Genomic DNA, 11,915 nt, shown 5'->3' with positions numbered 1-11,915 from the left:
GCGCGGGGGCCCCGCACACACGCGGGACTCCGCGCAGGCGCGCGGACCCGCACACGTACTCGTTCCCGCACGCCGCTTCGCGCCCCCGTTCGCCGTCGGCCGCGCGGGGCGCGAACTCCGCGCCGGGCGGCGCATATCGCTTCGAAACCTGTCATATCCATGCGCCACGCGCCCACGGATGTCCGGGGCGCGACGCGCGGCGGCCGAACGGAGGACCCCCCCAATGACGTACGGCCGCGTCGGCGTCGCACGGCCGCGGCTTGCGTCCGGGGTCCGCGAAGCGCCGCCCGTGGACGGCGTTCGCGCTGGTCGGGGGCTCCTCATGGCTGAGCGGCACCCCGGCTGACGGTCTTTCGCCACCCGATCGGCATACGGGTGACTAAGCTCACATAAGCCGGTTTTCATTCGGAATCAGGCGGTGTCGTGCGCCAAGATCGCTCCCGACGACAAGCCCCCGCCGCAGCGGCGGGGCGGTCCGGGCGGACGCCGAGTCCCGCCGCCGCCCGGACGCCAGGTCGACACGGAGTGGATCGGCGGGAGTGGAGGACCCGAGCACGGCGGGTCGGGCCCGGCAACGGGCGCCGGTCCTTGGGGTGAAGCCGCGTGAGCGGCCGGGCGTCTTCGCCAGTCCGAACCCGACAGGTCATCCTTCTCAGGCGGTTGACGAAGGGTTACGCATGGCAGTGCGCAATCGAGTTCCCGTCCTGTTCTCGCGGACCGGCGCCGTATCGGTCCTCACCCTCGCCGCCGTGGGCGGCACCGTCCTCGTCCCCGGCGCCTCCGGAGAGGCGTCGGCCGCCGCCCGCACCTCCGCGAAGGCCCTCAAGGTGGCGGCGTCCAAGAAGGGCGCCCCCTACCGCTGGGGCGCGACGGGCCCGCGCCGCTTCGACTGCTCGGGCCTGACGGTCTATTCGTTCAAGAAGGCGGGCAAGTCCCTGCCCCGCACCGCCCAGGCGCAGTACAACCGGACCCGGCACGTGTCGGCCGGCAAGCGCACCAAGGGCGATCTCGTCTTCTTCCGGTCCGGCGGGAGCGTCTACCACGTGGGCGTCTACGCCGGTAGGAACAAGATCTGGCACGCCCCCAAGACGGGGGACGTCGTGAAGCTCGAAAAGATCTGGTCGAAGCGCGTCGCGTACGGACGGGTGCGGTAGCGCGGAGCGGTGCGCGCGGGGCCGTGACGGGAACTCAGTTCTCGGGCACGGCCGCCGCGCGTGCCGGGCTCCAGGGCAGGGCGACCAGCACCGTCTTGCCGCCCTGCGGCGTCGGGACCACCGAGAGCCTGCCGCCGTTCTCGGCCGTGAGGAAGCGGATGATCGCGAGGCCGCGCCCGTTGTCCTGCTGCACGGCGGCCGGGAGGCGGCGCGGAGGGCGCGGGTGGGAGTCGGTGACACCGACGCGCAGGAGTTCCTCGCGGTCGAGCGAGACGGTGACGGTGAAGAACGGGGAGCGCTCACCGGTGTGCAGGACGGCGTTGGTGACGAGTTCGGAGACGATCAACCGCACCGACGCGGTCAGGTCCTCCCCCTCCGGCAGCCCCCACTCGCGCAGGAGGGCGGCGACGAACGCGCGCGCCTCGGGGACCGAGGCGGCCTCGCTCGGCAGCGTGACGGAGGCTTCCTGCTGATCGGCCATGACGACCTGCCCCTTTCCCACCGGGCGCCCGTACGGCGCACCGGGTCGGTGGTTCGCGACAGCCTGCCACCCGTGCGCGGCGCGCCCCGGCGACTGTGCGCCACTGTCGCCCGAAGCGGTGAAGCCTGCTACGGCCGAGCGGATCGCGCGGGAGGGCGGGGCACGGGCGGACGGGATGCCGGCGCGGGCCGGCGGGGCACGGGCGGACGGAGTGCCGGCGCGGGAGGGTGAGCGGGTGGCGGCCGGAGTGGGCGTCCGGCCGCGCCGCGTACGCACCGCCGGGGAAAGCCGCTCGGTACCGGCCCCCGAAAACAGCGTGCCGCGCCCCCGCGCCGCCTGCTTGGCTGCTCCCATGACTTCCGTGAGCGCCCTCGGCCCCTCCGGCACCCCGCCGCACGTCCGTCACGCCGTGCGCGCCGACATCGACGCGGTCCTCGCCTTCTGGCGCGAGGCCGCCGAGGGGACGAGCATCAGCGACGATCGCGCCGGTGCCGGCCGCCTCCTCGACCGTGATCCCGAGGCGCTGCTCCTCGCCGAACGGGGCGGCCTGCTCGTCGGCACGGTCATCGCCGGTTTCGACGGCTGGCGCTGCTCGGCCTACCGCCTCGCCGTCCACCCCGCCCACCGCCGCCAGGGCGTGGCCAGGGCACTCCTCGCCGCGATGGAGGACCGCTTCGCCTCGCTCGGCGGTCGCCGCGCGGACGCGATGGTCCCGGAGGAGAACACGCGCGCGCACGGCACGTGGGGCGCGGCCGGATACGTGCGCGAGGAGCGGTGGCGGCGCTGGGTGAAGCCGGTGTGAACCCCCGGGTCCCAGACCCTCACCGCCCCCCGCCACCTCCGCCCCCACCCCCGTCAGGCGTGGCCCGCGCGCCCCGGCGGCCCGTCCCTTCCCCCTTGCTTTGCTCATCCTTTACTCTTGCGTGACCGGCCCTTTTCGATTCGCGCATCGTGGCCCCTCCGCGCTCGCGCGGGGTTCTCCAGTGAAAGGTGTGAGCGTCCGCCCATGGGCGAGCCTCCCGGTCCGCGCTCCGGCGCGATTTCCTTCTCCTTCTCCGGAGGGGTCCGATGCCGGAACTCCTCCTGCTCGGCCTCGCCGTGCTCCTCGCTCTCGCCTGCGGCGTCTTCGTCGCGGCCGAGTTCTCCCTGACGACCGTCGAGCGCGGGGCCCTGGAAGCCGCCGCGACCCGGGGTGAGCGCGGCGCCCGGCACGCGCTCGCCGCCGTGCGGCGGCTCACCTTCCAGCTCTCCGGGGCTCAGCTCGGCATCCCCGTGACCAGCCTGGTCATCGGGATGCTCGCCGAGCCCTTTGCCGCGAAGCTGCTCTCGGGGCCGCTCGGCGCGCTCGGGCTGCCCACCGGGGCCGTCACGGTGCTCGCGCTCGTGCTCGGGACCGCGCTCTCGACGGCCTTCCTGATGGTCGTCGGCGAACTCGTGCCGCAGAACTGGGCGATCGCCGCCCCGGAGCGCGTCGCGCGCGCCGTCGCCGGGCCGCTGCGGCTCTTCTCCTTCGTCCTGCGCCCGCTGATCCGGCACCTGGACACGACCGCGAACCGCGCCGTGCGCCGCCTCGGCCTCGAACCGGCCGGGGAACTCGCCTCGGCGCGCGGCCCGCGTGAACTCGACGCGCTCGCCCGGCACTCGGCGCGCGCGGGCACGCTTCCCGCGAGGACCGCCGAGCTGTTCGTGCGCACGCTCGACCTCGGCAACCTGACGGCGGGCGCCGTCATGACCCCGCGCGTGGACGTCGTCTCCGTCGCGGCCGGGGAACCCGCCGAGCGGGTCCTCACCGCCGCCCGCCGCAGCGGCCTCTCGCGCTTCCCCGTGCACCGGGGCGAAGGGCTGGACGAGGTGTGCGGCACGGTGCACGTCAAGGACGTCCTGGCGCTCCCGGCGGCCGCACGCGCGGCGACACCGGTCCGCGCCCTGCTCGCCCCGCCCGTCCTCGTCCCGGCGAGCCTGCCCGTGGACCGGCTGCTCGACCGGCTCAGCGGGACGCGGGCGATGGCCGTCGTGATCGACGAGTACGGCGGCACGGCAGGGGTCGTGACGCTGGAGGACGTGATCGAGGAGGTCGTCGGCGAGGTGCGCGACGAGCACGACCCGCACGGACCGCCGGAGCTGGTACGGGCCGGGAGCGAGGACGGGCGACGGGTGTGGGCCGCCGAGGGCTCGCTGCGCGTCGACCGGCTCGCGGAGCTGGGCCCCGGGCTTCCCGAGGGCCCGTACGAGACCTTGGGCGGGCTGCTCGCCGCCCGGCTGGGGCGCGTTCCGCGCGCGGGCGACGTCGTGCGCGTGGCCGGCTGGGACCTGCGGGTGGACAGCGCCGGCGGACGCCGCGCGGGCCGCGTACGGCTGCTCGCCCCCACCCCCGGGACGGAACCGGGGACCTCGCCCGCGCGGACCCCGGACGCGACCGCGGCCGACGCGAGCGGCACGGGTGGGACGACCGGCGGCGCGGGGGCCGCGCTCGCCACCACGAAGGAGCCGGGCCTGTGATCGCGCTGCAACTGCTCGTCGCGCTGGCCACACTCGTGGCGAACGCCTTCATTCGTCGGCGCCGAGTTCGCCCTCATCTCCGTGCGCCGCGCGCAGGTCGAGCCGCGCGCGGAGGCCGGGGACCGGCGGGCGCGCCGGGTGCTGTGGGGGCCGGAGCGCGTCTCCGGGCTCATGGCGGCGGCCCAGCTCGGGATCACCCTGTGCACGCTGGTCCTCGGCATCGTCGCCGAACCGGCCATCGCGCACCTCCTGGAGCCGGGCTTCGACGCCGTGGGCCTGCCGCACGGGCTCGTGCACCCGGCCGCGTTCGTCGTCGCGTTCGTGCTCGCCACGTACCTGCACATGCTGCTCGGCGAGATGATCCCGAAGAACGTCGCGCTCGCGGACCCCGTGCGCGCCGCGCTGTGGCTCGGTCCGCCGCTCGTCGCGCTCACGCGGGCGCTCGGACCGGCGATCGCCGGGGTGAACGCGCTGGCGGACGGTGTGCTGCGGCTGCTGCGGGTCGAGCCGAGGGCCGAGGTGGCCGCCGCGTTCTCGGACGACGAGCTGGCGCGCCTCGTCGGTGACGCGCACGCGGCGGGGCTGCTCGACGCGCGCTCCGGGCGGCGGCTGCGGGACGCGCTGGCCCTCGGCCGCCGGTCCGTGCGGGACGTCGCGATCGCCCCGGGGCGTCTCGTGACGGCGCCGCTCGGGACGAGCCCGGACGGGCTCGTGGCGCTCGCCGCCGCCTCCGGCTACTCGCGTTTCCCCGTGACGGACGCCGACGGCAGGCCGCTCGGCTACCTGCACGTCAAGGACGCCCTCGGCGCCCGCCCCGCCGATCTCCCCTTCGCCCCGCGCGAACTGCGGCCCCTCCCGCGCCTCGCGGCCGGGACGCCGCTCGACACCGCCCTGACCGCGCTCCGCGCCCAGGGCGCCCAGCTGGCCGTGGTCACGGCCCCGGGCGAGGGGCTCGTGGGACTCGTCACGCTGGAGGACGTCCTGCGGGAACTGATCGGCAGGGGCACGGAGCCGGTGGCGGCCTGAGCGGTGCGCGGAGGCGGGGCGGGCAGGGGGCGGCCCGGGTGCGGGCCGGTGCCCCGGGCCCGGCTGCGTGCCGGGGCGTGAGGCGGGCCCGGCCGCGGGCTCGCCCGCGCCGCGTACCGGCCGGTACGATCGCACTCGCCATGTCGATCAATGCCACCTACACCAGCCTGGTCGCCGTCGGGGACAGCTTCACCGAGGGCATGTCGGACCAGTTGCCCGACGGGTCCTACCGGGGGTGGGCGGACCTGCTCGCCGCCCGCCTCGCGACCCGTACCGCCGGATTCCGGTACGCGAACCTCGCCGTGCGCGGGAAGCTCATCGAGCAGATCGTGCGCGAACAGGTCCGCCCCGCCGCGAAGATGGGCGCCGATGTCGTGACGCTCGTCGGCGGGCTCAACGACACCCTGCGCCCCGCCTGCGACATGGGCCGGGTGCGGGGGCTGCTCGAAGAGGCGGTCGAGACGCTGGCGCCGAGCTGCCGGCAGCTCGTGCTCATGCGCAGCCCGGGCCGCCAGGGCCCCGTCTTCGACCGGTTCCGGCCCCGGATGGAGGCCCTGTTCGCCTGCATCGACGAACTGGCGGCCCGGCACGGCGCGCTGGTCATCGACCTCTACGGCGCGGCGGCGCTCGGCGACCAGCGGCTGTGGGGCGTCGACCGCCTGCACCTGACCGGCGAGGGGCACCGCAGGGTGGCCGAGGCCGTGTGGCAGGGGCTCGGCCTGGCGGGCGAGGACGACTGGAACAGCCCGCTGCCCGCCCCCGTACCCCCCTCGTGGACGGCCCGCAGGGTCGCCGACGCGCGCTTCACGCGCGCCCACCTGCTGCCCTGGATCGGCCGCCGTCTCACCGGCCGGTCCTCGGGCGACGGCCGCTCGGGCGCGCAGTTCAGCCGGGAGGACGGCGAGGGCTTCTGGATCACCCCGGCCGACCCCGCGAACCCGGGCCCCGTGACGGGCTGGCGGCGCGCGGAGCCGTGAGCGGCGGGAGCCCTCCTTGGAGCTTCCTCCGAAGGCGACCGGCGCGTCTGCCTGCGGGAACCGCCAAGTAGACTGCGACCTCGTGACTGCGAAGCCCCGTATCCCGAACGTCCTGGCAGGCCGCTACGCCTCCCCCGAGCTGGCCGAGCTCTGGTCGCCCGAGCAGAAGGTGAGGCTGGAGCGCCGGCTGTGGATCGCCGTGCTGCGCGCCCAGCGCGACCTCGGCATCGAGGTGCCCGAAGGGGTGGTCGAGGACTACGAGCGCGTCCTCGACACCGTGGACCTCGCCTCCATCGCGGAGCGCGAGAAGGTCACCCGGCACGACGTGAAGGCCCGCATCGAGGAGTTCAACGCCCTCGCCGGGCACGAGCACGTGCACAAGGGCATGACCTCGCGCGACCTCACCGAGAACGTCGAGCAGCTCCAGACCCGGCTCTCGCTCGAACTCGTCAGGGACCGCGCCGTCGCCGTCCTCGCGCGGCTCGGCAAGCTCGCCGGGGAGTACGGCGAACTGGTCATGGCCGGGCGCTCGCACAACGTCGCCGCGCAGGCCACGACGCTCGGCAAGCGCTTCGCCACCGGCGCCGACGAGCTGTTCGTCGCCTACGGGCGGATCGAGGAGTTGCTGCGCCGCTACCCGCTGCGCGGCATCAAGGGCCCGGTCGGCACCGCGCAGGACATGCTCGACCTGCTCGGCGGCGACGGCGGGAAGCTCGCCGAGCTGGAGCGCCGCGTCGCCGCGCACCTCGGTTTCGGCGAGGTCTTCACCTCGGTCGGGCAGGTCTACCCGCGCTCGCTGGACTACGAGGTCGTCACGGGCCTCGTGCAGCTCGCCGCCGCGCCCTCCTCGCTCGCCAAGACGATCCGTCTCATGGCGGGCAACGAGCTGGTCACCGAGGGCTTCAAGCCCGGCCAGGTCGGCTCCTCCGCGATGCCGCACAAGATGAACACCCGCTCCTGCGAGCGCGTCAACGGCCTCATGGTCATCCTGCGCGGCTACGCCTCGATGACCGGGGAGCTGGCGGGCGACCAGTGGAACGAGGGCGACGTCTCCTGCTCCGTCGTGCGGCGCGTCGCGCTGCCGGACGCGTTCTTCGCGCTCGACGGCCTCCTGGAGACCTTCCTGACCGTGCTGGACGAGTTCGGCGCCTTCCCCGCCGTCGTCGCGCGCGAGCTGGACCGCTACCTGCCCTTCCTCGCCACGACCAAGGTCCTCATGGGCGCGGTGCGCGGCGGCGTCGGTCGCGAGGTGGCGCACGAGGCGATCAAGGAGAACGCGGTCGCGACGGCCCTGGAGATGCGCGAGAAGGGCGCCGAGCGCAACGACCTGCTCGACAAGCTCGCCGCCGACGAGCGGCTGCCGCTCGACCGCGCGCGGCTCGCCGCCCTGATGGGCGACCCGCTCTCCTTCACGGGCGCGGCCCGCGACCAGGTGGCCGCCGTCGTCGCGCGCGTCGAGGCCGTCGTCGCCGAGCGGCCCGAGGCCGCCGGTTACACCCCGGGCGCGATCCTCTGAACCGCCGCGCCGCACGCTCACCGTCCGTCCTCCGGGCCGGGCGGTGAGCGCCGTGCGTTTCACGCCCGAGGAGCTGGAGGCGGCACGGGACAAGCTGCTGCCCGACGTCGTGGGCCCCGGCCTGCGGGTGCTCTTCTGCGGGATCAACCCCGGCCTCCTGTCTGCCGCGAGCGGCCACCACTTCGCCCGCCCCGGCAACCGCTTCTGGCCCGCGCTGCACCGCTCCGGCTTCACCCCGCGCCTGCTGCGCCCCGAGGAGCAGGGCGAGTTGCTGTCGTACGGGCTCGGGATCAGCAATGTCGTGGAGCGGGCCACGGCGCGGGCGGGCGAGCTGAGCGCGGCGGAGTTCCGCGCGGGCGGGGCCGCGCTCGCCGCGAAGGTGGAGCGGCTGCGGCCCGCGTGGCTCGCCGTCGTCGGGATCACCGCCTACCGCGCCGCCTTCGACGCGCCGAAGGCCGTGATCGGGCCGCAGGAGCAGCGGGTGGGCGGCGCGCGGGTGTGGGCGCTGCCCAATCCGAGCGGGCTCAACGCGCACTGGTCGCTCGCGGCGATGGCCGAGGAGTTCGGACGCTTGCGCGCGGCGGCGGAGCGGGAGTGACGGGAGCGCTCAGGGCGGGTCCTGCGTCGTCGTGAAGGCGACGAGGGCGAGCGGGAGGCCGGGGCCGTGGTGGGCGGTGCCGAGGCCCGTCCAGCGGTCCGCGCGGCGCCAGAGGTGGACGTCGGGGACGGTGAGCGCGAGGTGGTCCCAGGGGGCGGGCAGCGGCGTGTCCCCGGCACGCGGTGCGGCGCCGGTGAGGGCGAAGCGGTCGGGCGGGCCCCAGCCCCGTACCGTCAGGAGCAGCGCCAGCGCCTCCCGTTCGGATGCGAACTGGTCTTCGATTTCCTCGTCCCCGGAGTCCGCCGGGTCCCCCTCGGGTGCGTGGAGCAGGGTGACGAGGTGATGGCACGGACCCGAACTCCCGTACCCGGCCGACGAGTCGGCGTCCGGGAAGGGCAGGGTGCACAGGGACTCGATGGTCCCCAGGTGCTGGGCCGTGCCGCTCATGCCGTCCAGTAAACCGGGCGGCCGCACTCCCGCGCACGGCGGCCCCCGGCGACGGCCTCAGACGTCGTGCCGGCGCAGTCGCCACCACCCCGCGCCGAGCGCGAGCGCCGTCCACAGGGCGAGCACCCCGAGTCCCGTCCAGGGCCCGAGCGGCCCGTCGCCCGGCGCGGCGCGCAGGACGAGCTGTCCCGCCGTCGCGGGCAGGTAGCGGGCCACGCCGCCCGCCGTCACGCCGAGGACGAACGGCAGGAGGAAGAGCAGCGCGAGGGTGAGCGAGAGCGTCGCGACGCCGTGGCGCAGTCAGGTCGCCACCCCGGTCGCGAGCAGCCCGGCGAGCGTGAGGTAGAGCGCGCAGCCGATGACGGCGCGCCAGGCCGTGGCGTCCGAAGGCCCGACCGCCGGGTCCCCCGTGGCGAGCCGCGCGCAGACACTCGTGAGGAAGCCCGCGAGCAGACCGGCGAGGAGCAGGTGCGCCCCGGTGACGAGAATCCGCGCGGCGTAGGCGCGGCCGCGGCGGGGCACGGCGAGGAGGACGTGCGCCCCGCCGTCGCCCGCGAGTTGCCCCGTCACCGCGAGAGTGGCGAAGACGAGCGCGGTGAGCTGGCCGAACATCACGCCGAAGAAGGCGTCGTACAGGGCGTCGCCGTCGCCGGTGCCGCTCGCGGAGGCGAAGGCGGTCGCGGCGGTCAGGAGGGGGACGAGGGCGAGGGTGAGGAGGAGGGAGCGCAGGGTGCGCACGCGCAGTCCCTCGGCGCGCAGGGCGGCGGTGAGCGGCGCGAAGGCGGGTGGCGCGGTGGTGAGCGGGGTCGTCATGCGGGGCTCCTGGGTGGTGGGTGTGCGGGGGGGCGCGCGGCCTTTCGGCGGCGCGGGCGACGGGACTCGGCGTCCGGCGGGACCTCGGTGTCCGGCTCGCGCGGTCAGCCGCCGGCGGGAGCGGCCGGGCGGCCCCGGTGCGCGCCCCTGCCCTCGGTGAGCGCGAGGTAGGCGTCCTCCAGCCCGGCCTCCTCGGCACGCAGTTCGAGGACGCCGACTCCTTCGGCCGCCGCGATCGCGCCGACCTCGTCGGGCAGGACGCCCGGCACGCTCCACACGCCCTCCTCCCCGGGCAGCACCTGGTGGCCCCGCCCGCGCAGTGCCGCGGCGAGGCGGTCGCCGTCGGTGCTGCGGAAGCGGACGAGGCGCGCCGTGCGGTCGGCGAGGAAGGTGGCGAGGGGCTGGTCGGCGAGGAGCGCGCCGCCCGCGATGACGAGGAGGTGGTCGGCGTACCGCGCGGTCTCGTGCATGAGGTGGCTGGAGACGAGCGCGGTGCCGCCCGCCGCCGCGTGGGCGCGCAGGAGGCCGCGCAGCCACGTCATGCCCTCGGCGTCGAGCCCCGTTGGCGGGCTCGTCGAGGACGAGGACGTCGGGGTCGCCGAGGAGCGCGGCGGCGATGCCGAGGCGCTGGCGCATCCCGAGCGAGTACGTGCCCGCGCGGCGCGCGGCGACGTCGGTGAGGCCGACGCGGCCGAGCACCACGTCCACGCGGGAGGCCGGAATGCCGTTGCTCGCGGCCAGGACCCGCAGGTGGTCGCGGGCCGGGCGGCGGGGGTGGGCCGCGTGCGCGTCGAGCAGGGCGCCGACGCGGCGCAGCGGTGCGGTGAGTTCGGCGTAGGGGCGGCCGTCGATCAGCGCCGTGCCGCGGGTGGGGCGCGCGAGGCCGAGCAGCAGGCGCAGGGTGGTGGACTTGCCGGAACCGTTGGGGCCGAGGAAGCCGGTGACCCGGCCGGGGGCGAGGGTGCAGGTGAGCCCGTCCAGGACGCGGGTCCCCACGTACTCCTTGACGAGCGCGCTCAGTTCGATCGTGGTCACGCGGCCAGCCTCGCGGCGCCGCCCCCGTCCGCGCCTCCCCCGCCGGTGGGGGCCTTCTCCCCCGTGCGGGGGAGCCGGGCGGCGGGCGCGCGGGCGATGATGGCGGGGTGAACGCCACCTCCGTGCCGGCACCGCCACGGCGCCTCGCGCGTCCGGCCCGCGCGCCGCTCGCCCTCGCGCGGCCGCTGGCGCGCTCCGTCACGTGGACGCGGCTGCTGCACCTGCTGATCGTGAACGCGCTCCCGGCGGTGCTCATCATCGTCATGGGCGGTTTCGGTCCCGCGCTGCTGCTGACGGCGGCGTGCCTGCTCCTCGCGGGGGCGGTGCCGGGGATGCGGACCGTGGAGGGCGTGCAGGCGCGGTTGCTCTTCGCGCGCGGCGAGGGCGCCGGGCACGTGGGCGAGCGGGTCTCGGCGGGGTGGGGCGACCGGCTGCGGCTCATGGTGTGGCTGGAGGCGCGGCTCGCGGTCGGCTGCTGCGTGACGCTGCTGTGCGTGTGGCTGCCGACGCTGGCGGAGGTCTCCTGGGGCGCCGAGGTGCCACGGGCGCTCCGCTTCCTGCCGCCCGCGCGCGACTGGTGGGCCGTGCTGTCGCCGCTGCCGTTGCTCGCGCTGTACGGCACGGTGGTGGGGGCGGGGGCGCTCATGGCGCGACTCGCGGTGCCGTTGCTCGGGCCGTCCCGGGCCGAGCGGGTCGCCGCGCTGGAGGCCCGTACCGAGGAGCTGCTCGAACGGACGCGCCTCGCGCGCGAGTTGCACGACTCGATCGGTCACGCGCTGACCGTCGCCGTGCTCCAGGCGGGCGCGGCGCGGGCGGCGGGGGACGTGGCGTTCACCGCGCGGGCGCTGGAGGCGATCGAGGAGACGGGGCGGGCGGCCCTGGAGGACCTGGAACGGGTGCTGGGGGTGCTGCGGGAGCCGGAGAGCGCGGCGCGGCGGCGCCCCGGGCTCGGCCAGGCGGAGCGGCTGTTCTCGTCGGCGCGGGGCGCGGGTGCCGAGGTGACGGTGCGGGTGGACGGCGATCTCGGCGCTCTGCCGGGACCGGTCTCGCGGGAGGCGTACCGCATGACGCAGGAGGCGCTGACGAACGTACTGCGGCACGCGGGACCGGTGCCGGTCCGCGTCGCCTTCGCGGTGCGGGCGGACGCGCTGACGCTGGAGGTCGTCAATTCCCTGCCCGCGGACGCCCCGCCCTTCCCCGGTGGCGGCAGGGGGCTGCGCGGACTGCGCGAACGCGCGGCGGTGTTCGGCGGTACGGCGACGGCGGGCGCGCGGGACGGCTCCTGGCACCTGGCCGTCCGGCTGCCGCTGGGAGGAGCGGCCGCATGACGCTGCGGGTGCTGCTCGTGGACGACGAACCGCTCGTGCGC

11 protein-coding genes and 2 pseudogenes are annotated in these 11,915 nt (G+C 76.0%); 8 read left to right on the top strand and 5 right to left on the bottom strand.

All coding sequences use genetic code 11. The features are described from left to right. Positions 1-677: 677 nt before the first annotated feature. Positions 678-1,154: a C40 family peptidase gene (locus SSBG_RS27155; RefSeq protein ID WP_008749259.1), complete on the top strand. Its 477-nt coding sequence runs from the start codon at positions 678-680 to the stop codon at positions 1,152-1,154. Positions 1,155-1,188: 34 nt separating this feature from the next. Here the strand turns inward: SSBG_RS27155 and SSBG_RS27150 are convergent, their stop codons facing one another. Then, the gene (locus SSBG_RS27150; protein ID WP_037872026.1) at positions 1,189-1,635 is read right to left on the bottom strand and encodes an ATP-binding protein; all 447 of its coding nucleotides are present in this window, start codon (positions 1,633-1,635) and stop codon (positions 1,189-1,191) included. A gap of 352 nt (positions 1,636-1,987) precedes the next feature. Here SSBG_RS27150 and SSBG_RS27145 point away from each other — a divergent pair, with 352 nt between their 5' ends. From SSBG_RS27145 to mug, 6 genes and pseudogenes are all read left to right on the top strand, one after another. Beyond that, complete coding sequence (locus SSBG_RS27145; RefSeq protein WP_050776831.1) at positions 1,988-2,437, top strand: GNAT family N-acetyltransferase; 450 nt, start codon at positions 1,988-1,990, stop codon at positions 2,435-2,437. Positions 2,438-2,703: 266 nt separating this feature from the next. Then, complete coding sequence (locus SSBG_RS27140; RefSeq protein WP_037870751.1) at positions 2,704-4,134, top strand: hemolysin family protein; 1,431 nt, start codon at positions 2,704-2,706, stop codon at positions 4,132-4,134. After that, a pseudogene (locus SSBG_RS27135) lies at positions 4,131-5,160 on the top strand (hemolysin family protein). Before SSBG_RS27140 ends, SSBG_RS27135 begins: the two are co-directional and overlap by 4 nt. A gap of 140 nt (positions 5,161-5,300) precedes the next feature. Next, a complete protein-coding gene (locus tag SSBG_RS27130; protein ID WP_008749254.1) occupies positions 5,301-6,137 on the top strand; it encodes an SGNH/GDSL hydrolase family protein in 837 nt (278 codons plus the stop codon). Between the two features lie 82 nt (positions 6,138-6,219). Then, positions 6,220-7,653, top strand: a complete 1,434-nt coding sequence (gene purB / locus SSBG_RS27125) for an adenylosuccinate lyase (protein ID WP_008749253.1) — start codon at positions 6,220-6,222, stop codon at positions 7,651-7,653. A gap of 52 nt (positions 7,654-7,705) precedes the next feature. Next, positions 7,706-8,251 (top strand): G/U mismatch-specific DNA glycosylase, encoded by a 546-nt coding sequence (mug, locus tag SSBG_RS27120; protein ID WP_037870748.1) that lies wholly within the window; start codon positions 7,706-7,708, stop codon positions 8,249-8,251. Between the two features lie 9 nt (positions 8,252-8,260). Here the strand turns inward: mug and SSBG_RS27115 are convergent, their stop codons facing one another. From SSBG_RS27115 to SSBG_RS27105, 4 genes and pseudogenes are all read right to left on the bottom strand, one after another. Beyond that, on the bottom strand, positions 8,261-8,698 hold the full coding sequence (locus SSBG_RS27115) for a hypothetical protein (protein WP_037870747.1): 438 nt from the start codon (positions 8,696-8,698) through the stop codon (positions 8,261-8,263). A 57-nt stretch (positions 8,699-8,755) separates the two neighbouring features. Continuing rightward, complete coding sequence (locus SSBG_RS35145; RefSeq protein ID WP_008749250.1) at positions 8,756-8,929, bottom strand: ABC transporter permease; 174 nt, start codon at positions 8,927-8,929, stop codon at positions 8,756-8,758. Between the two features lie 69 nt (positions 8,930-8,998). Then, positions 8,999-9,511 (bottom strand): ABC transporter integral membrane protein, encoded by a 513-nt coding sequence (locus SSBG_RS27110; RefSeq protein WP_008749249.1) that lies wholly within the window; start codon positions 9,509-9,511, stop codon positions 8,999-9,001. A 104-nt stretch (positions 9,512-9,615) separates the two neighbouring features. Then, a pseudogene (locus SSBG_RS27105) lies at positions 9,616-10,546 on the bottom strand (ATP-binding cassette domain-containing protein). A gap of 107 nt (positions 10,547-10,653) precedes the next feature. Here SSBG_RS27105 and SSBG_RS27100 point away from each other — a divergent pair. Beyond that, the gene (locus SSBG_RS27100) at positions 10,654-11,874 is read left to right on the top strand and encodes a sensor histidine kinase (protein ID WP_037870746.1); all 1,221 of its coding nucleotides are present in this window, start codon (positions 10,654-10,656) and stop codon (positions 11,872-11,874) included. Positions 11,875-11,915 lie beyond the last annotated feature (41 nt).

The sequence above is a fragment of the Streptomyces sp. SPB074 genome (assembly GCF_000154905.1).
GTDB lineage: Bacteria > Actinomycetota > Actinomycetes > Streptomycetales > Streptomycetaceae > Streptomyces.
The sequence above is the reverse complement of the archived record's forward strand: the minus strand, read 5'-3'. Positions and strand labels throughout refer to the sequence as shown.